At 29.9% G+C, this 20,259-nt stretch carries 18 protein-coding genes; 13 read left to right on the top strand and 5 right to left on the bottom strand.

The window, feature by feature from the left end; translation table 11 throughout:
- Positions 1-4: 4 nt before the first annotated feature.
- Together Q0731_RS12250 and Q0731_RS12245 are read left to right on the top strand one after the other, a co-directional pair.
- Positions 5-310, top strand: coding sequence for a hypothetical protein (locus Q0731_RS12250; RefSeq protein WP_299064514.1), 306 nt, complete (start codon positions 5-7; stop codon positions 308-310).
- A gap of 22 nt (positions 311-332) precedes the next feature.
- Entirely contained in the window at positions 333-518 is a 186-nt protein-coding gene (locus Q0731_RS12245; RefSeq protein ID WP_299064512.1) for a DUF2892 domain-containing protein, read from the top strand.
- A 244-nt stretch (positions 519-762) separates the two neighbouring features.
- Here Q0731_RS12245 and Q0731_RS12240 read toward each other — a convergent pair whose 3' ends face one another.
- On the bottom strand, positions 763-4,209 hold the full coding sequence (locus Q0731_RS12240; protein WP_299064510.1) for a hypothetical protein: 3,447 nt from the start codon (positions 4,207-4,209) through the stop codon (positions 763-765).
- Positions 4,210-4,370: 161 nt separating this feature from the next.
- Here Q0731_RS12240 and Q0731_RS12235 point away from each other — a divergent pair, with 161 nt between their 5' ends.
- Positions 4,371-5,243: a DUF6252 family protein gene (locus tag Q0731_RS12235; RefSeq protein WP_299064508.1), complete on the top strand. Its 873-nt coding sequence runs from the start codon at positions 4,371-4,373 to the stop codon at positions 5,241-5,243.
- 155 nt (positions 5,244-5,398) lie between these two features.
- Here the strand turns inward: Q0731_RS12235 and Q0731_RS12230 are convergent, their stop codons facing one another.
- Positions 5,399-6,454 (bottom strand): branched-chain amino acid aminotransferase, encoded by a 1,056-nt coding sequence (locus Q0731_RS12230; protein WP_299064506.1) that lies wholly within the window; start codon positions 6,452-6,454, stop codon positions 5,399-5,401.
- A 221-nt stretch (positions 6,455-6,675) separates the two neighbouring features.
- Between Q0731_RS12230 and mnmD the strand changes: the two genes are divergently transcribed.
- A complete protein-coding gene (mnmD, locus tag Q0731_RS12225; protein ID WP_299064504.1) occupies positions 6,676-7,338 on the top strand; it encodes a tRNA (5-methylaminomethyl-2-thiouridine)(34)-methyltransferase MnmD in 663 nt (220 codons plus the stop codon).
- A 513-nt stretch (positions 7,339-7,851) separates the two neighbouring features.
- Here mnmD and Q0731_RS12220 read toward each other — a convergent pair.
- The gene (locus Q0731_RS12220) at positions 7,852-9,033 is read right to left on the bottom strand and encodes a glycosyltransferase (protein WP_299064502.1); all 1,182 of its coding nucleotides are present in this window, start codon (positions 9,031-9,033) and stop codon (positions 7,852-7,854) included.
- Positions 9,030-9,947 carry a hypothetical protein gene (locus tag Q0731_RS12215; protein ID WP_299064500.1) on the bottom strand — a complete coding sequence of 306 codons (918 nt, stop codon included), beginning with the start codon at positions 9,945-9,947 and terminating at the stop codon, positions 9,030-9,032. The genes Q0731_RS12220 and Q0731_RS12215 overlap by 4 nt, the downstream gene beginning before the upstream one ends.
- Before the next feature lie 106 nt (positions 9,948-10,053).
- Here Q0731_RS12215 and ruvC point away from each other — a divergent pair, with 106 nt between their 5' ends.
- The 4 genes from ruvC (at position 10,054) to Q0731_RS12195 (ending at position 13,076) form a co-directional block, all read left to right on the top strand.
- The gene (ruvC, locus tag Q0731_RS12210) at positions 10,054-10,605 is read left to right on the top strand and encodes a crossover junction endodeoxyribonuclease RuvC (RefSeq protein ID WP_299064498.1); all 552 of its coding nucleotides are present in this window, start codon (positions 10,054-10,056) and stop codon (positions 10,603-10,605) included.
- A gap of 43 nt (positions 10,606-10,648) precedes the next feature.
- Positions 10,649-11,008 (top strand): four helix bundle protein, encoded by a 360-nt coding sequence (locus Q0731_RS12205; protein ID WP_299064496.1) that lies wholly within the window; start codon positions 10,649-10,651, stop codon positions 11,006-11,008.
- 64 nt (positions 11,009-11,072) lie between these two features.
- Positions 11,073-12,203, top strand: coding sequence for a radical SAM family heme chaperone HemW (gene hemW, locus Q0731_RS12200; RefSeq protein WP_299064495.1), 1,131 nt, complete (start codon positions 11,073-11,075; stop codon positions 12,201-12,203).
- Between the two features lie 123 nt (positions 12,204-12,326).
- The gene (locus Q0731_RS12195) at positions 12,327-13,076 is read left to right on the top strand and encodes a cyclase family protein (RefSeq protein WP_299064493.1); all 750 of its coding nucleotides are present in this window, start codon (positions 12,327-12,329) and stop codon (positions 13,074-13,076) included.
- A gap of 147 nt (positions 13,077-13,223) precedes the next feature.
- On the opposite strand, the gene Q0731_RS12190 is transcribed toward Q0731_RS12195, so the two are convergent.
- A complete protein-coding gene (locus tag Q0731_RS12190; protein ID WP_299064491.1) occupies positions 13,224-14,204 on the bottom strand; it encodes a magnesium and cobalt transport protein CorA in 981 nt (326 codons plus the stop codon).
- 129 nt (positions 14,205-14,333) lie between these two features.
- On the opposite strand from Q0731_RS12190, the gene Q0731_RS12185 reads away from it, so the two are divergent.
- The 5 genes from Q0731_RS12185 to Q0731_RS12170 form a co-directional block, all read left to right on the top strand.
- Positions 14,334-14,702, top strand: a complete 369-nt coding sequence (locus Q0731_RS12185; protein WP_299064489.1) for an MmcQ/YjbR family DNA-binding protein — start codon at positions 14,334-14,336, stop codon at positions 14,700-14,702.
- Positions 14,699-14,827, top strand: coding sequence for a hypothetical protein (locus Q0731_RS12180; protein WP_299064488.1), 129 nt, complete (start codon positions 14,699-14,701; stop codon positions 14,825-14,827). The genes Q0731_RS12185 and Q0731_RS12180 overlap by 4 nt, the downstream gene beginning before the upstream one ends.
- On the top strand, positions 14,812-14,955 hold the full coding sequence (locus Q0731_RS13210) for a DUF3781 domain-containing protein (RefSeq protein WP_366915416.1): 144 nt from the start codon (positions 14,812-14,814) through the stop codon (positions 14,953-14,955). The genes Q0731_RS12180 and Q0731_RS13210 overlap by 16 nt, the downstream gene beginning before the upstream one ends.
- An 8-nt stretch (positions 14,956-14,963) precedes the next feature.
- Positions 14,964-15,512 carry a 5-formyltetrahydrofolate cyclo-ligase gene (locus tag Q0731_RS12175; protein ID WP_299064486.1) on the top strand — a complete coding sequence of 183 codons (549 nt, stop codon included), beginning with the start codon at positions 14,964-14,966 and terminating at the stop codon, positions 15,510-15,512.
- Positions 15,513-16,183: 671 nt separating this feature from the next.
- Positions 16,184-20,259 (top strand): hypothetical protein (locus tag Q0731_RS12170; RefSeq protein WP_299064484.1); only part of this gene is annotated, 4,076 nt, incomplete at its 3' end.

The raw sequence follows: 20,259 nt of genomic DNA, 5'->3' as shown, positions 1-20,259 counted from the left end.
AAATATGAAACTAATAATCGTTACAGCAGTAGAACAGTTTCTTAAAGATGTTTTAAACATCTTTAAGAAAGCAAATATTGAAAATTTTAGTAGTTTTGAAATTGATGGATATAAAAACAAACCAGAATTGTTAAAAGCTTCTAATTGGTTTTCTGGAGAAAAAGGAAGCAATGAGTCTAGTCTCTTTTTTTCATTTACGGATGAAGAGCATATTGATGCATTGTTTCAAATTATAGAAGATTTTAACAATAATATTGAAACGAATAATCTTATAAGAGCAATTGTGCTTCCAATAGAAAGATTTATATAATAATTTAAAAAATAAAGAAAAAATGTTAAACAAGTATTTTAGAGTAATAGTAGGTGTAATGGTATTATTAAGTGTTATTCTTACTGTTTATGTAAATCAAAATTGGATGTGGTTTACAGTGTTTATTGGTGTAAACCTTATTCAGTCTGCATTTACGAAATGGTGTTTGTTAGAAACTATTTTAGTAAAACTAGGTGTAAAAAAATAAATATTTATTTTAATTTATTCTAAATAAGGTTTATATTTGCAGTATAATTTATTAGAATGATTGTTTTTTATACGCAGCAAACTCCTACAATTCAATTATCACAGCCTTCAGTCTGTGATACTGTTTGTTCTTCTAGTTGTTTAACGCCTAAAAGTAAATGCTGTAATAAGTACAAAAAAAAGGGCATCAACTGTAAGAGATGCCCTCATATATTGCTAAAATCAGCTTCTTAATTCAAATAGTATTATTTTCTACACAAAGGGTCTAAACCAATAGTTCCTTTTAAACTTTCTAAATAATCGTTAGATTTTACAGTTTTGTACTGTTCTTTTACTTTATCTAATCTGTTAGCTATATTCATTTCTAAAACCAAAGTATTATTTTTAGTGTCAGAAATAAAAGATGCTAAATATTGGATTTGTTTTTTGTAAAAAGCAATGTCTTTTTGCTGTTTTAATTCTAGTCTTTCTTTATACCAATTGCTATTTATAACAGCTTCTCTATCAAAGAATTTTCTTAATGCTGGGTCGCTAATTTGTTTTCCTTCATAAGTACCATAAGCCATTATGTGTAAAAGAATTTTTAAAGGAGGTGTTGCAGCCTCAATACTTCCATCAGTAAAATAGTTTAATGCTACTTTTTGTTGTGCTTCTGTAATATTTTTTATTCCGTCTACAAAATCTTCTAAACCTTGTAATTCTGGTTTTAACATTCGTTCGCTAAACACAGCTGTAGGTTCATCAAAAATTCTGCTCATACATTGGTAAGAGAATTTTTTTGTAATTCTGTAGCCCAATCTACTTGCTAAAATAGTTTCGCCTTCATATTCAAAATCTTCTATTTTTTCTAAAGCTCCTTTTTTAATCAAATAATTTGGATCTCTATCTTTTGGCTCTAATCTTGCCCAAATTTCTGGAATAAGCAAACTAACATCATGATCTATTTTATTTTCTGCACCAACATAACCTGCAGCAGTACTAAATCCATTAGATTCCGTTAAAATATGGGATAACAATGCATTGTTTAAATCGGTTGTAGGAGTTAGCATATTAAAAGGTGCTTTTGTTAATGCACCTTCAGAACCTGCACCAGTAGTTGATGGAGATTTACCTGTTAAACTACAAATAAAGTCCATAAATAATTCTGGAGTTTCTTGGTAATGAATTGGGCTATAAACTGCCAATGGTCTAATACCTGCTTCCTTATCTACAGGGTTATTTCTTCTACCAGGTAAAACAGCATTTACAACATGATTTAATGGATCTTTCAAAGACATTTTTCTTACCAAACGAATACCAATATCAGCTAAATAAGAAGCCTCAGTTTCGTTTACAAATTTGTTTGGCTCTAAATAACGGGGGTTTTTTGTGGGTTCTCCATCTACAATTCTTGTATGAGAAGGCACAACAAAATATTCTTCATCTTTATCGCTTTTAACAATACTTTCTATAAAATCTTGCACAGGTTGTGTGTATTTATCAAAATTGATAGTATCTTCATACAAAGCAATGGCATCTTCTTTTTTTAGCAACTCGTAATTTGTTAAAAATCTACCTTGAGTTACCAAATCTAATTCTGCACCTTTATCATAACCTCTTACAACAGCTTCATCTGGTCTTTGAAACAAATGAGCTTCACAATTGGTAAGAATTTTTAAACTTTTATTTTTGAATTCTGGGTTTAAATGTTTTAATTGATTTCTGGGTATGGTAATAGATGCTGTAATGTCATCTTCTGTTTGAATTTTTTCACTCGGAGAAAAATCTGAACGTAATTTGTTTAACATCCAATTTCCTTTTTGGTTGAAACCAATTCTAACATAACTACCTACAACTGGTGTGTTGTTATGTAAAAGACCTGTTCCTTTTTGTCCGTTGATGATTTCTACAGACATGTATTCTTTCCAGTTTAAACCTCCATGAGCTTGTCTGTACAAACGTTTTACAAATAGAACTAAAGAGCGAATATGAACAGGAATATTGTTTAACATTTCATTATATTTATCTGAATTTTGATCTGAAGGTGTTAACAATCTTACTGCAGAGCTCAAGGTTCTTTTTTCACTTAAAAAAGATCTAGAAATGGGTCTGTTTGGGTCTTTTACTTTCCAACGATTAGAATATACATACTCTATAATTTCGTCTGCTTTTTTAAAATCTTCATCTATGTTTTGAATGTTGAAATTGCTATACGTAATTGCATTTTGCATGGATTTAGAAATCTCAGATTTTCCACCACCAGAAACTGTACAAGGTTTATGGCAGAAAACACCTTCTGCAAACGTATCTACAATTCGCCATAAATTTACAGCTTTGTGTTTTTCTAATTTAAATTTATTTCCTGTAGGATGTACATAGGTTTTGTAAGGAGATAAGGTTAATTTTTGCTCCATATTATTATGCATCCAAGTAATGCTATTTGTGTTGGTATTTACATAAGCAAACTCTGGAATGTAAACAATATTTGGGTATTTTTTATCGATTGCATAATTTTCTGGCTGTATATCTATTCTATCGCCTAAAAGTTGTTTTACACCTTCAAAAGTATGTTCAAAATTATGAAATTCAGAGTAATCTTTACCATCTAAAGTATCTCCCATAACACGTCTTGCAAATGCAATGGCACCTCCAGCATGTTCTTCTTCTACCAAACCAAAAAGGTTGGCAGAGTAACTAATTTGAGTTTTTATTTCTTTTTTAGAATAGCCATAATAATTATCTGCAATTAAAGTAACTACAACACCTCTATCATCTCTACAAGTAATTTTAAATGCACCTCCATCATTATACAATTCGTTTTCATTTTTCCAACACATTCCGTCTTTTTTCTGACGTTCTGTGGCTTCATCAAAATGAGGTAAACCTACTTCTTTCTTTTTCAACTTTAAAAGTTGCGGAGCCAAAACAATACATCCTGTATGCCCAGTCCAATGTTCTGGGTCTAAAGCAGCATCATTCTGAGCCAAATTAGGATCTCCAGCGTTCCCAAAAATAGATTCTACAAAATCTAAGTTACTCACTAAGTTTCCTGGAACAAAAAAACGAACTTCTAATGATTTTTCAGAAATTACTCCTTTAACTTCTGGACAAACAGTGGGTCTTAACAACATAGAAACCATCACTTTTGCCTTTTCTTCTTGATTAGAAGTAAATGGTAATATTTTTAAATCATCCGAAGGATTAAAAGCAGCGTTTAAAAAATGGGCAAATACAATTTTTGGAACTTCAAATTTATCTAATGGCACAGGTAAATTTCCTTCAACAATATGAAAAGTTCCTTTTGTGGTTCTTTTATCGTGCAAAGGATTGTTTAAAATACCTTGTTTTACTCTGCTAGAGGTTACCAAATCACTTTGAAAAGAATTTCCATTTGGAGGTAAACTTACTTCTCTAGCTTGTCCTGCTTTTGATAAAATTAAAGTATTGTTTGGTAATGTAATCGACTTATCAATAGAGATCTCTTTTAAATAATCGTCTATAAATTTTTGTATTCTTTCATCTGCAGGACAAAGATGATTTGCCAATAATCTAGTTTTTTGCTGTAAACTCTTTATCAGTCCGCTAGCTAATTCTTCAAATTTTGGATCTAAAAATTTTTCTTCACTTTCTACGTTATCTTTAAAAGTAGGTTGTCCTAAAGATGCTAAACGCAAGTTAATAAACTGAACAATGTCTTTTCTAGTTTGTTGCATGATGTTTCACTTAATAATTAGTATAAAATCTGATGTAAAATTAAAGTATCAAATAGTTTAAAAACCTGTTGAATATCATATTTAAAAGAAATATTAACGAATACGATTAAGTAGCAGTAAAGTCTTTTTTGTTACTTTTGTATCAATAACCATATTGTATAATGAAAAACAGTATTTATTTTATATTTTTTGTAGTTACCTCATTTATCTTTTCATCTTGTGAGGAAACAGGTCTTTTTGGCTATGATCCTACCAATACTCCTCGATTAATAAGTGGTTTTAAGGCAACTATTGATGGTGAAGATTTGTCTACTAAAAATGTAAGTTATTCAATTGATGGGACAGCTATTGTAATAACAGCGATTCAAGCAGGAACAAACGAAGTATTTACTTTTAAAGTATCTAATTATAAACTAGGTATTTTTGATTTTCAAGGAACAGACAACGTAGCAACTTATGTAAATAATAGTTTGTCTCCTATTAATACATGGACTACAAATTCTGCAACTTCTAGCAAAGGAAGTATAGAGTTTACAAATATAGATGCTGAAAGCAATAGTATTTCTGGTACTTTTACTTTTACAGGAGATGATTTAGATGGAAACTCAAAAACGTTTACAGGTAGTTTTACAGAAATTATTAAAACAGAATTGCCACCTTCTAGCAATTTATTTACAGCAGCAATAGACAATGTTGCATTTACGGGTGTTACTGTTTTTGGGAAAGTTGATAACAAAAATACATTACAAATAACAGCAAGTGACGCGTTGAATGAAAATACTATTATACTGTATCTTCCTGCTGATATCACCACAGGAAATCTTGTTTTTAGAAGAAATACCAATCCTAAAGCAGAATACATAGTAAATGACGTTACTTATTTTGTGAAAGATAATAAGGGAAGAGTTGAAATTACGACCCATGACATTGATAAAAAAATAATTTCAGGTACGTTCTTTTTTCTTGCAGAACCTTCATTTAGTTTGAGTCCTACTTTTATTGTGAATAATACTAATTTTAGTGTTTCTTATTAGAAAGGTTTGGTTTTGCTGTTTAATTTAATTATACAAAAAAAGATTACTTCTATTATATTCAAAATCAATAACATAAAAATATTATAAATCAGAACCCATAAAAAAAAGCATCAATTTATTGATGCTTTTTTTGTTTTAAACTTACGCTATATGTATTATAACATTACTCTCCAACCATAAGGGTCAGCAACTTTGTTAGTTTGTATATCTGTAATTGCTTTCTTTATAGTGTCAGCAAAAGGAGTTTCTAATTTTGGTAAATCATAATCTGTATCTTGATATCCAAAAGCATCTATTGGCGAAATTACTGCAGCAGTACCTGCACCAAACATTTCTTTTAAACTACCACTCTGTGCAGCAGCAATTACTTCAGAAACGCTAATTTTTCTAACTTCTACGTCAATATTTAAATCCTTGGCTATTTGTATCACACTTTTACGTGTAACACCATCTAAAATTCTATCACTAGTAGGACTTGTAATTAAGGTGTCATTAATTCTAATAAAAACATTCATTGCACCAGCTTCTTCAATATATTCGTGCGTATTATCATCTGTCCAAATAACTTGATTATATCCTTTTTCTATGGCTAATTGAGTTGGGTAAAACTGAGCAGCATAATTACCACCAGCTTTTGCAAAACCAACACCACCATTTGCAGCACGAGCATATTTTTCTTCAATTAAAACTTTTATTTTTCCTGCAAAATAAGGGCCTGAAGGAGCTGTACAAATGATAAGTTTGTAAGCATCTGCAGGAGAAGCATGAAAACCTAAGCCAGAAGCAAACATAAAAGGTCTTATGTATAAAGAACTTCCATCATTTGTAGGAATCCAATTACTATCTACTTCTAATAATGTTTTTAAACCCTCCATAAAAATTTCTTCCGGAATTTGTGGAATCACTAAACGTTCTGCAGACTTATTTAAACGTTTACAATTGTCTAAAGGTCTAAATAACATCGCATTTCCATCTGCATCTTTGTAGGCTTTCATACCTTCAAAAATAGATTGTCCATAATGGAAAATCTTTGCAGCAGGATCTAAAGAAATAGGTGCATAAGGCTTAATAACAGGTGTTTGCCATTCGCCATTTACAAAATCACATTCTAACATATGGTCAGAATAAACACTTCCAAAAGGTAAATTATTAAAATCTACAGAATCGATCTTCGATTTTTCTATACGTTGAATTTCTATATTAGATTTCATTCTTATTAATTGAATTTAAAAACAAATGTACACAAAAAAATCATCTGACAAGATAACAAATCGTTGCTTTTGCTCTTTAAAATATGTACTTTTGTATATTACACAATTAAATTGAATTTTATAAAATAATTCATAAAATTTAATACATTTATTTTGTTTGTTTATACTACTTTTTACAAAGAAGTAAAACTTACCTTTAACCCGTTAATTAATCTAAGATTTTGAAAAGAGAAATTCTAATAACTTCAGATGGTTCTACAACCATCAATTTGCCAGAATTAAATGAGCAATATCACTCTAAAAACGGCTCTATTAAAGAATCTTATCATGTTTTTATAGAAAGTGGATTAAGACAAATTGAAGCAGATAAAGTAGCTGTTTTAGAAATTGGTTTTGGTACAGGTTTAAACTGTTTTATAACCTATTTAGAGGCTAAAAAAGAGATTGATTATTTTGGTGTAGAAGCTTATCCTGTAACACCAGAAGAAGTAGCAAAAATGAATTTTATTGCTGTTTTACAGGCAGATGATAAACAAGATGTTTTTAACAAAATGCACACCAATTCTTGGGAGAAAAAACATCAAATTTCAGAAACTTTTTCACTCACAAAAAGAAAACAATTTATAGAAGATATTAAAGATAAAAATACTTTCGATTTAATTTATTTTGATGCATTTGGTGCTAGAGTTCAACCTCAATTATGGACTGTAGAAATCTTCCAAAAAATGTTTGACTCCTTAAAAGAAAACGGAATTTTAGTAACTTACTCAGCAAAAGGAAGTGTTAGAAGAGCCATGCAAGAAGTTGGTTTTACTGTAGAACGTTTGCCAGGACCTCCAGGGAAAAGAGAAATGTTACGTGCTAGAAAAATAAGTTTACAGTAAGCAGTTGCAGTTGTTTTCAGTGAATCACTTTTATTAAAAATAGGAACTTTATTTAGATGAAATTTAAAAGAAAATACGCAAGAAAAAAAGAATCTAAACCCACAAAAGGTATCTTTTTAGTTTTACTTTTAGCACTTGCCCTTATTCTTTGGTTTAAGGCAGAAGAACTTATGAGTGCATTATTTTAGATAAGTTTTTTTGGAGCTATTTCCTGCTTTCCATTATATCTTTTTTTTGTGAAAAACAAAAAAAAGGATGCCATTTCAATCAGGGCTACAACTTTTTGCTGACTGATAGCATTTTGTTAAACAGAGAAATTACCAATTTAATTTTATAATGGCGTAAAAATAATTAAAATTCTAGATGTCACACTAAGCTTGTCGAAGTTAATATTCAGTTAATTAAAAAGTCTTTGACAGACTCAGACAAACATTCGTTATGATAATTAGAATAGAATATAATTGATAAAATTTTAGGTTACTATTAGTAAGATATTAGAAAATTAAATAGCTGTTACTTTTTAAAACGTCTTCCTTTCCAATCATACTTAAAAAAGAACGATTTAAAAATAATAAAAACACTAAAAAAAGGATAGACTAAACTCGCCAAAACATACCATTTTAAAAACACTTTTTTGTGATTAAAAAATTCGCTAGTTGGTAAGAATAGCAATACATCAACCATCAGTTTTACAACAAAAGGAACAAACATTATTTCTATAGATGCAATCCATAAATAATAAACAACTAGTACGTTTGTTAGTAAAATCAGCAATCCAATAAACTTTACTTTTAAAGAGCTGAAACTACTTGTTTTAGCAGCCCATCTTGTTCTTTGATGTATCAAGCTTAACCAACTTTTTACAGGAAATGTAGTAACAATAGCTTCTTTAGATTTTAAATAACGGACACTTTTTTTATCAGCTTTTATAAATTTTTCAAACAGAAAAATATCATCTCCACTTGCAATATTATTGTTGCCTTCAAAACCATTTAGTTGTAAGAATTCCTCTTTTTTGTACCCAAAATTTGCACCATTACATAAAAAGGGGAATTTGATTCCAAAACCACCAATTGTAGTTCCTTGCAAACTCATAAAATCTAATAATTGAAACTGTTCTAAAAAAGTATCTTCTACTTTATAATTTACAGGAGCAACAATCATTTTTGGGTTGTTTTCTTGAATAAAATTATTGAAGGTTTTTAGCCAGTTTTTGGGCAATAAACAATCTGCATCTGTAGTCACAATCCAATTGTTTTTAGAAACAGTAATTGCAGTTGTAATTGCGTCTTTTTTTGGAGAATTAGAAGTTCTTTTATTCTTAAGAATACGAATGTCAGTTTGAGTGATTTCGTTTTTTTGCGAGATTGTATCGAAAATTTGTTGCTCTTGTAAGGTTTCTCCTTTTTTTTGGTTCGAAAAGACAAAATTATCAATAACAGTAACAGAATTATCGGTAGAAGCATCATCAACCAAAATAAATTCTACCAATTCTTTAGGGTAATTCAATTTAAAAATTGATGCTAGTAAATTGGGTAAATTTTCAGCTTCATTTCTAAACGGAATAATAACTGAGAATGAAGTTTTATTTTGGTTGTTATTTCCTTTAAATTCAGCAACTCTTTTAAATCCAATAGTTAAAGAGATAATCAATATTGCATACAACACAAATATGAAAACTAGAAACCAAATCATTTTGCTAAATTAGGTTTAAAAGTAAGTACAAAATAACTGCCAATAATTGTGGGAAAAACAAAATTAAAAATCCACATTAAACTGGTAATAGATAAAATAGTGAGCGTATGAATAGTAAAAAACGAAAATACCCAAACAGCAACAGAACCTTTTAAGACAAAGTCAAACAAAGAAAGCATCGGAATTACAGAAGCAATTAAATACACAGAGCAAATTGCTGATATTGCATCAATATAAGAAACATCAACCTTAAAAATAACCAACAAAAAATAAAGTTGATGTGAGAAAACTACAAATCTTAAAAATGATAAAGCACCTACTTTTAGTTTTAAATTTAATGGAATTTTCTTTAAAAAAAATATCATTCTTTCTAAATAAGAGCCTTTAAAGTTGTAGAATTTAGCGATTAAAAAGAAGATGAGCACAATCAATATTCCTAAAAATAAACCTTTAATAAATTGGTAAAAATTGAGTTCAATTTTATGATTAAAAACAAAATAACTAAAACCAATTATTCCAAAAAAAACTGTCATAAACATCTGGTAAAAATTACCAATCAAGTTTAATCCTACAATTTGTTTTCTGTCTTTTTTTTCAAAATAGAGAGCTTTTGCACCATATTCTCCAATTCTGTTAGGCGTAATTAAAGAAACAGTTAAAGAGGCCAAACTTTGAATTGTTGCAGAAACTAAAGAATTTTTTTTTGTAAAACTAGCAAGAACTTTCCATTTGTGTATTTCTAAAACCCAGTTTAAAAGTGTAAAAATGAGTATAAATAGTATGTTTTTGGTAGAAAAAACATCATTTATAATCAAATTTTGATAAAAAACAGAAAATTTTAATTCTTCATTTTCAATAAGTTTGATGTAAATAAAGTATCCACAACCAATTACAATCAATAGTTTTATTATCAACCAAAAGAATTGTTTAGATTTGTAAGAAAGCGAATTATACATGCTTCGCAAAGTAATAAATAATCATCAGTTTGTTTGATGATGTACATAAAAACAATCTGAGATTGTGGCAATAGAAAAAATTATTTTAGGCATTGATCCAGGAACCACAATTATGGGTTTTGGGTTGATAAAAGTTGTTGGAAAAAAAATGGAATTTATTCAAATGAATGAATTAATGCTAAAAAAATACGACGACCATTACTTAAAGTTAAAACTCATTTTTGAACGAACTATTGAATTAATTGATACATATAATCCTGATGAAATTGCTATTGAAGCTCCGTTTTTTGGTAAAAATGTACAATCGATGTTAAAGTTGGGTAGAGCACAAGGAGTTGCTATGGCAGCAGGTTTATCTCGAGAAATTCCGATTACAGAATACTTGCCAAAGAAAATAAAAATGGCAGTTACAGGCAGTGGAAGTGCTAGCAAAGAACAAGTTGCGTTGATGTTAAAATCTCTTTTAAACTTAAAAACGTTACCAAAAAACTTAGATGCAACAGATGGTTTGGCTGCTGCAGTTTGTCATTTTTATAATTCAGGTAGAGTTGTAGGAGGGAAGAATTATACTGGTTGGGCAAGTTTTGTGAAACAGAACCCTAAAAAAATAAAATAATTTTTTTTAATTATCATTTATCAATAAACAATTATCAAAGGCTATGAAGTTAAAAAATAATCCTTTACAGAATAAATCGTACGATTTAGCTTTGTTGATTGTAAATTTGAGTAAAAAGTTAATTAAGGAAAATAAAGAGTATGTTTTATCGAAACAAATTTTAAGAAGTGGTACTTCTGTTGGAGCAAATATTGTTGAAGCTAATGGAGCAATTTCAAAAGCAGATTTTTCTGCAAAAATGTCAATTGCCTATAAAGAATGTTTAGAAACAAAATATTGGTTACATTTATTAAAAGATAGTGGAGATTTAGATTTAGAAAATTTTAAAAATTTGTTTGAGAAAGCAGATGAAATTGGCAGAATCTTATTTTCAATACTGAAAACTACAAGAATTAATAAATAATTATCAAAGAACAATTATCGGTTATCAAATTGATAATTGTTCTTTGATAAATGATAATTGAAAAATGTCAGGAATCTACATTCACATCCCATTCTGCAAACAAGCATGTTTTTATTGCGATTTTCATTTTTCAACTTCGTTGAAGAAAAAAGAAGACATGATTTCTTGCCTTGTAAAAGAAATAGAAATTAGAAAAGATGAATTGCAAAATACAATTATAGAAACTATTTATTTTGGCGGTGGAACACCTTCTGTTTTAAATACTGAAGAAATAAATTTGTTAATAAACACGGTTTATAAAAACCATACAGTTGTAAAAAAACCAGAAATTACTTTAGAGGCAAATCCTGATGATTTATCCGAAGAAAAAATAATAGAACTCTCTAAAACACCTATAAATAGGCTAAGTATAGGTATTCAGTCTTTTTTTGAGAAAGATTTAAAGTTAATGAATCGTGCTCATAATTCATCCGAAGCAAAAAAATGCTTACAAATTGCAACACAACATTTCAATAATATTTCTGTCGATTTAATTTACGGAATTCCAGATTGTACAAATGATGAATGGAGAACTAATATACAAACTGCATTAGGTTTTGGAATTAATCATATTTCTAGTTATGCTTTAACAGTTGAGCCAAAAACAGCTTTAGCATCACTCATAAAAAAAGGCGAAATTAAAAATGTAGATGATAAAAAGGCACAAGAGCAATTCTATATTTTAGTTAAAAAATTAACCAAAGCTAATTTTGTACATTATGAGTTATCGAACTTTGGTAAAGAGGGTTTTTTTAGTCAAAATAATACAGGGTATTGGTTGGGTAAATCGTATTTAGGTATTGGACCTTCTGCACATTCTTTTAATGGAGTCCAAAGAAGTTGGAATGTTAGAAATAATAGTAAATATATAAAAGCAATTCTAGAAAAAACACTCCCAATAGAAAGGGAAATTTTAACAAAAACAGATACTTATAATGAATATATAATGACAGGGTTAAGAACTATTTGGGGAGTATCTTTAGATAAAGTTAGAAACGATTTTGGTATGCAATATATAAATCATTTAGAAGAAGAATCTAAAAAATATATTACTCAAAAATTATTAATTATCGAAAATAATATTTTAAAAACAACTCAAAAAGGTACTTTTTTATCAGACGGAATAGCTTCTGATTTGTTTATGTTAAACGAATGAAAATCAATTTTTAAATTCTATAAAAATATAGAACTTCGATTCTAGTAAAATTGATAAACCTTGATTTAAAAAAACTTATATTTGACACTGAAAATTATAAATACTGAAACAAGTTCAGCATAAATGAAAGCAACAATAGAATACAACTCTAGAAAAATAGAAGTAAATATTTCTAATCCTATAGATATTTCAATTCCTATTGATATGTCTAAAGATAAGATTAATGCTTGGGGAATTGAAGATCCAACAATAGCCCCAAAAAAATATGATGATTATGAAGTTAGTGTTGCAAATGGTGCTGTAGTTAATTTTAACAATATTCATTTTAATCCACATTCTCATATTACACATACAGAATGTGTGGGGCATATTACCAAGGAGGTACATTCTGTGAATCAACATTTAAAATATTTTATTTTTTTAGCTGAGGTTGTCACTGTTGCTCCAGAAAGTGAAGGAGAAGATTTTGTAATTTCAAAAAAACAATTACAAACAGCCTTAGGAAACAAAAAAAGAGATGCTATTGTAATTAGAACGATTCCTAATTTATCAGATAAAAAATCAACAAAATATTTTAATACAAATCCCCCTTATTTATTAGAAGAAGCTGCAATTTATTTGAGAGAAAAAGGAATAAAACACTTGTTAATCGATTTGCCTTCTATTGATAAAGAAAAAGATGGTGGAGCACTTTTGGCTCATAATGCTTTTTGGAATACAGCAGGAAAAGTAAGAATGAACGCCACAATTACAGAATTTATTTATGTGCCAAATGATGTAGAAGATGGGGAGTATTTATTAAACTTAATGATTGCCCCTTTTGAAAACGATGCTACACCAAGTAAGCCTGTTTTATATAAGATTATTAAGTAATTTTTAGACACAGATTTCACGGATTTTCACAGATTTTTTTCAATTCTAATCAAATAAAAATCATCTTTGATATTTATTCGTGAAAATCTGTGAAATCTGTGTCAAGAAAAATTAGAATACTATTAACTTATTCTTCAAAATTCGTCTCTAAAACCATCTTTTACGCTTAAAATACCAAACAGAAATAAGTGTAACAAAAAACATAACTCCAAGTAAAATAAAATATCCATATTCAGACTTTAACTCAGGAATATTTTCAAAGTTCATTCCATAAATTCCGGCTAAAAAAGTCAAAGGAATAAAAATTACAGACAAAATAGTTAAGGTTTTCATCACTTCATTTAAACGATGACCTTGTATACTGAAAATTAGATTGATTTTACTTTCTAGTTCTTGTAATTCAAAATCTATGTTAGAAACCAAGTTGTTGGTTTGTTCTTTTAATTCACTAAAATAGATTGTGTTAAAACCTTCAATCTGTACTTTTTCTAATTTTATAACAGTATCTCTTAAACTAAGTGTGGCTTTTTTAAAATTGAATAATTCTTGTTTCCTTTTTTCAACCAGCGAGGTAAATTCTGGAGTAGGTTTAATGTTTTCAGAGCTTAGTTTGTCTGAACTTAATTCAACATTTTCTAAATAGGTATCTTGGTAGTTGTCAACAATAGATTCTAATAATAAAAACAGTAAATAATCGGCGTTCTTTTTTCTAACAATTCCTTTATTATCCTCTAAACGCTCACGAATCCAATTAAAATAATCGCCATTTTTTTCTTGTATAGACCATAAAAAATCTTGAGAAACTATAAAAATCATTTGTTCAGATTCTAGTTTAAGATTGTCTGTAATTAAAACACGCGTTGTTAAAAACAAGATGTTTTCTAATATAATTACTTTATTAGGGTGATCTACATCACTCAGTAATTTAATTAAAAAATCATCTAAATTATTCTGACTAACAACTTTTTTGTACTCATTTTCATAATGAATTCCATAGGTATTTAACCATTCTATAACATCTGTTCCTTGTGATAATTTAATTTCAGAAATGGTAGAATAACCATTTTTTGCATAAGTTTTATTGGAGTATTTAATTACATTGGTGTTTTTAAGAAAATCGTTTTCCATTTCAATTATAATTGTAAATTTGATTAGCTAAAGATACTTTTTTAATTTCTAATTAGAGTATTTAAAAATTGAATAGACTTTTTACTTTTTATCTTTTTTAAGAACCAAAAACCCAACAATCAAAAACAAATGCATATAGAACAATTAAGAGATTTTTGTATGGCTAAAAAAGGAGTTACTGAACATTTTCCTTTTGATAATAGTACGTTGGTTTTTAAAGTGATGAATAAAATGTTTGCATTAACACCTTTAGAAAAATGGGAAAGAGGAGATTCTTTTATCAATTTAAAATGTGATCCAGTAAAATCTGAGCAATTACGTGCAATATATGAAGGGATTTATCCTGGGTATCACATGAGTAAAAAACATTGGAATACCGTTAAAATAAATATTTCTGATGTGTCAGATACCTTAGTTTTAGAGTTGATAACGCATTCATATAATTTAGTGATAAATGGTTTACCTAAAAAAATAAAAAAAGAATTAAGTAAATTATGATGGTTAATAAAGAAGGAATTTTAAAGAATCATTGCTACACGATGTTGGTGTATGAAAGAATCAATAAGAAGTTAAAAACCAATTTTTCTAATGATGAAAGCGAAGTTTTATCAAAAAGATACTAGAAGAAACAACACTAGAAAACTATCAAAAAAAAGGAAAGAATTTTTATATTTCAAATACCAAACATAAAATTAGAGTAACCATAAATTCTAATAATTTTAGAGTAATAACAGTTGATAAAATTCTTTGATTTAAAAAATGAAAAAGCAACAACTTAGAAAAATATACAAACAAAAACGAGCAGATTTAACTGAAAGTCAAATTATTGATTTTCAGAAAAGTATCTATCAACAAATTTATAATTTAGATATTACCAATGTTGAAAATGTACATATTTTTCTCTCACTAACCAAGTTTAAAGAAATCGATACACAACCTATCATTAATTATTTTAGGAGTAAACACATTAATTTAGTTGTTAGCAAGTCCGATTTAAAAAACCATACACTTTCTCATTATTATTTAGAAGAAAATACAGTTTTAAAAGAAAATAAATATAAAGTTCTAGAACCTATAAATGCACAACAAGTTGATGAAAAGGAATTGGATATTATTTTTGTTCCGTTGTTAATTTCTGATGAATTAAACTACAGAATTGGTTATGGAAAAGGTTTTTATGATCGATTTTTAGCCAACTGTAAAAAAGAAGCAAAATTTATAGGGATTAATTATTTTAAGCCCATCCATAAAATTGAAGATGTCAACAATTTTGATATCCCTTTGCATCAAGTAATCTATCCAAAGTAAAATTTAATAGTTTTTTACCAATTAATTTCACATAATTATTGCTAAATCTAAGCTGGTTTACAAATGATTTCAGCTATTTTATCTCAACTTCTATTATTGAGTTAAATAAGACACTTTTTAAGTTATTTATAGTTGTAATATGTTAGTTTTTAGGGTAATTGTTAACATCTTATAATGATAACTTGCTTCTTAAAATACTATAAAACCTAATGATTTAGGTTTTATAACAATTAAAAAGTTAATAATTTTAATAAAATTGTTAATAACTTAAATAAATTATTTATCTTTGAACTTTGAAAGAATAAACGATTTAAAGAATAATAAAAAACCATACACAACATTTTGTTGTGTTTTAAAACTAAAAATGATAGTTAAAAACTTTAATTTTGCTTGTCATTTTTTAAGGTTTATTTTTTCTATTTTAAATTATAAAAATATTTATTATTAGTTAAAATACTTCTTTATCCCCTTAAAAAAGAAGTTAAATAAAAGCACATCTGTCTCCCCCTAATAGAAGTGTTGAAATCAAATAAAGTTTCCATAAGATGAAGGAAACTATTTAGTTAAAATATTTGCTTGATATCTTGTTACCCCTACCTTGATATTATAAAAAGTTATTATATAAAAAATTAGGTCAAATTTTTTAAAAAGAAAAGAAACTATATTAAATTATGGGTAAAAGTTATTTTAATTTTGCAAAAGCAAACAATAAAATCTTACTAAGTGTTTTAGCTTCACTTATGTTTTATTATAGTTCTGCACAAGTTGTATGTTCGCCTCAGGTTTTACAATCTGGTGCAATTGTAAATCATTCATGGTCATTAACACCTGATGGATTGATTTTTGGTGGAGGTCCTTTTCCAAGAACCACAAGTTTTACTTTTTGTAAAGCACCTACTTCTACAACTTTAAATTTAACAGCATTTGCTATACCCTCTGGTCACACAGTGGCTTGGTTTAGAGATGATACACCAGGTAATATTAGTGCATGGCCAGTTTTACCTCCTACATTTTTAGGGACGGGTAGCACGTTAAATGTACCAGTTCCTGCTCCAGGATCAGGATCTATGATATTTGCTTTTTACTATAATAATTCAACTAACTGTGTAAATCCCTCTTCAGACCCTCCAAATGGGATAACTCATAAGTATTTTCAAGGATATTTATTAACGAACAGAGGAGATACTACACCAGTTCTAAATAATGATGTTAATAATGGAGATTTAAATTTTTGTTTAGGAGAATCAATTAACGTTGCGAATACAAACGGAACAGGTAACGCTAGTTATATTACCTTTTGGGATGGTCCAGCAAATAGTGGTGGTACTCAGCTTTCTGCTACTAGTTCAGGAAGTTGTGGTGGTTGTACAGAAGCTAGTTATAGCCCTTCCTCTCCTGGTACTTATTACATATATGGAAGTCAATTTACTAACTGTCCTTCAGATCCACCAGTAATTGTAACAGTTCATGATACTCCAAGGTTAATTTATCAGCAAGTTACATCAGTTACCCCTGTTTGTGAAGGCGGTAATATTACTGCTACAGCTTATGAATGGGGTACAACTAACCCAGTAGTTTTAGGTCCAAATGAAGAAATCCATTGGATCAATGGAGGCTCATATCCTGGGTTTGGTGGTACAACTGGAAGTAATTGTATTAGTCCAGGTACTGTTTTGTCAACAGGGACCTCTGGCACTTATACATTTCCAGCAGGTTCAATAAGTAAAATTAGAGCACGTTTATATAATACTCTTACAGGGTGTTATGAAGGGGGTTGTGGAGGTCAAACAAATTTAAATTCTACAACAATTTCCCCTTATGCTTGGATTCAAACAATACCCAGTCCTATTTGTGTTGGTACTTCAGTTACATTTGGAGCTTCACAAAATAATGGAACGAATGGATGGGTTGCTGAATATAATTGGGATTTTGGCACAAATGCAACGCCTCAAACTTTGCAGTTAGATGGGAATCCTCAAGCGTCTGTAGTTTTTAATACAAGTGGTTCTCAAAATGTAAGTTTAACTGTAAGATATAAGATATGGAATGGTAGTTCGTATACTTATTGTGATGGAACATTTGGAGCTGGAACTGAAAATATATCAGTTAGTGTTGGTCAGGGAGCAAATGCAGGAATAGATGGTAACCTAACTATTTGTCCTGGTACAACACCTACAACTACAGAGTTGCTAAATGCATTAACAGGAGAAGATTCAGGAGGAACATTTACAAACGTCGGTGATATATATACTTATACTGTAAATGGTTCTGGAGCATGTTCAGGACAATCAGATACCTCTACAGTAACCGTAAGTTATTCTACAGCACCTGAAGCTGGTAATAATGGTACATTGTCGCTTTGTGCAGGTGCCACACCTACAATAACACAATTATTAGATGCATTAACAGGAGAGGATTCTGGAGGGACATTTACAAATTCAGGAAACGTATACACCTATACAGTGGGAGGTAGTTCTTGTTTAGATACTTCAACAGTTACTGTAAATTACTCACCTGCATCAAATGCAGGTACAAATGGAACTTTACTGCTTTGTATAGGTCAAACACCTACAACAGCTCAATTAAGAGGTGCTTTAACAGGAGAAGATTCAGGAGGAACATTTACAAATTCAGGAAATATTTATACATATACAGTTGGTAGTGGTCCTTGTTCAGATACATCAACAGTAACCGTAAGTTATGCTCCTTTACCAAATGCAGGAACCAATGGAGCTTTAACTGTTTGTGCAGGTCAAACACCAACAAACGCTCAATTATTAGGAGCGTTAACAGGAGAGGATTCAGGAGGAACATTTACAAATTCAGGAAATATTTACACTTATACTGTAACGAGTTTATGTTCAGCTGCTACAGATACATCAACAGTTACAGTAACAACAGTTTACAATACAGATCCTTTACCAAATGCAGGAACCAACGGGACCTTAGCACTTTGTCAGGGAGAAATTCCTTCAGAAGCGCAGTTATTAGGAGCTTTATCAGGTGAAGATTCAGGAGGATCTTGGACAAATGTAGGAAATGTTTATACTTATACAGTAGCTGGTTCAGGTGCGTGTTCTGGAGGGTCAGACTCAGCAACAGTAACTGTTAATTATACCAATACTCCTAATGCAGGTACAGGAGGAACATTAACGCTATGTTCTGGAGATACAGTAAGCAATGCTCTGTTATTTGGTACTTTAACAGGTGAGGATACAGGAGGAATATGGACAAATGTAGGAAATGTTTATACTTATACAGTAACTGGTTCAGGAGCTTGTTCTGGGTATTCAGATACTGCTATAGTTACAGTGGTTTATACAACAGGAGCCAATGCAGGTACAGATGGAGTTATAACTTTATGTAGAGGATTAGAAGAGGTGACTGAAAATCAGTTATATAACGCAATTACAGGAGAAGATTTAGGAGGAGAATGGAGTTCTTATAAAGATAAAAAAGGTAATATTATATATGTTTATACTGTAAAAGTTAGTTGTGGGAACTTATCTTATACAGATTCATCAGAGGTAATAGTAAATTATACAAATAATCCCAACGCAGGAACTGATGGTACTTTAATATTGTGCCAAGAAGAAGAGCTAACAGAAAGTCTTTTATTTGATGCAATAACTGGTGAAGACACTGGTGGTAAATGGGATAAAACAGGTAAAGATCGTGATGGTAATATTATATTTACTTATTATGTATCGTGTGGAAAAAAAACAGATACATCCACAGTAACAGTAACCTTTGCTAAAAATCCCGAAGCTTTTAAAGTTACAGGAGGAGGCGCTTATTGTACCGGAGATTCAGGAGTTGTAGTAGGTTTGTTAGAAACACAAACAGGTGTTCGTTATCAGTTGCAAAGAAATGGATCTAATGTTGGCTCTCCAATCACAGGAACAGGAAGTGCAATTAGTTTTGGAAATCAAACAGTAGTAGGCACTTATACAGTTGAAGCAACGGTTGTAGGTGCATCTTGTACAACTATAATGTTAGGTGAAACATCAATAAGAGTAGTGCCAAATCCAGCTGTATATTCAGTAACAGGAGGTGGAACTTATTGTTCAGGTGGATCAGGAGTTACTGTTGGTTTGTCAGATTCACAAACAGGAGTTATTTACCAATTGAGAAGAAATGGTTCAAACATCGGATCAGCATTAGAAGGAACAGATAACGCGATTAGTTTTGGAAATCAAACGTTGGCTGGAACATATACAGTAGTTGCAACAAGTAAAGATATCTCATGTACATCTAACATGTCAGGTTCAAGAACTGTTGCAATAAACTCTTCAGATTTACCAAATGCTGGAACAGACGGCACATTAACATTATGTGCTGGAGAGACTCCAACTATTGCTCAATTATTGGGAGCTTTAACGGGTGAGGATTCAGGAGGTACATTTTCTAATTCAGGAAATGTATACACATATACAGTCAGTGGTACTGGTGTATGTTCATCAGAAATAGATACATCAACAGTAACAGTCACAGTCAATGCCTTGCCAACAGCATACACAGTATCAGGAGGAGGCGCTTATTGTTCAGGCGGAACAGGAGTTACTGTTACTTTATCAGATTCACAGATAGGAGTAAGATACCAATTAAGAAGAAACGGATCAAATGTAGGTTCTTTAGTAAATGGAACAAACAATGCCATTAGTTTTGGGAATCAAACAGCAGCAGGAACATATACAGTTATAGCGACAAGAACAAGTACTTCATGTACACGAGTGATGTCAGGATC

The organism is uncultured Polaribacter sp. (assembly GCF_947497695.1).
Classification (GTDB): domain Bacteria; phylum Bacteroidota; class Bacteroidia; order Flavobacteriales; family Flavobacteriaceae; genus Polaribacter.
This window is presented reverse-complemented; position numbering and strand designations above follow the sequence as displayed.

Excerpts from the sequence above, each read along its gene's own strand:
- Q0731_RS12205 (WP_299064496.1), top strand. The coding sequence starts at position 10,649 with ATGAAGTTAAAAAATAATCCTTTACAGAATAAATCGTACGATTTAGCT.
- Q0731_RS12220 (WP_299064502.1), bottom strand. The coding sequence starts at position 9,033 with ATGATTTGGTTTCTAGTTTTCATATTTGTGTTGTATGCAATATTGATT.
- Q0731_RS12230 (WP_299064506.1), bottom strand. The coding sequence starts at position 6,454 with ATGAAATCTAATATAGAAATTCAACGTATAGAAAAATCGAAGATCGAT.
- hemW (WP_299064495.1), top strand. The coding sequence starts at position 11,073 with ATGTCAGGAATCTACATTCACATCCCATTCTGCAAACAAGCATGTTTT.
- Q0731_RS12190 (WP_299064491.1), bottom strand. The coding sequence starts at position 14,204 with ATGGAAAACGATTTTCTTAAAAACACCAATGTAATTAAATACTCCAAT.
- Q0731_RS12250 (WP_299064514.1), top strand. The coding sequence starts at position 5 with ATGAAACTAATAATCGTTACAGCAGTAGAACAGTTTCTTAAAGATGTT.
- Q0731_RS12240 (WP_299064510.1), bottom strand. The coding sequence starts at position 4,209 with ATGCAACAAACTAGAAAAGACATTGTTCAGTTTATTAACTTGCGTTTA.
- Q0731_RS12175 (WP_299064486.1), top strand. The coding sequence starts at position 14,964 with ATGAAAAAGCAACAACTTAGAAAAATATACAAACAAAAACGAGCAGAT.
- Q0731_RS12185 (WP_299064489.1), top strand. The coding sequence starts at position 14,334 with ATGCATATAGAACAATTAAGAGATTTTTGTATGGCTAAAAAAGGAGTT.
- Q0731_RS12235 (WP_299064508.1), top strand. The coding sequence starts at position 4,371 with ATGAAAAACAGTATTTATTTTATATTTTTTGTAGTTACCTCATTTATC.
- Q0731_RS12195 (WP_299064493.1), top strand. The coding sequence starts at position 12,327 with ATGAAAGCAACAATAGAATACAACTCTAGAAAAATAGAAGTAAATATT.
- Q0731_RS12180 (WP_299064488.1), top strand. The coding sequence starts at position 14,699 with ATGATGGTTAATAAAGAAGGAATTTTAAAGAATCATTGCTACACGATG.
- Q0731_RS12245 (WP_299064512.1), top strand. The coding sequence starts at position 333 with ATGTTAAACAAGTATTTTAGAGTAATAGTAGGTGTAATGGTATTATTA.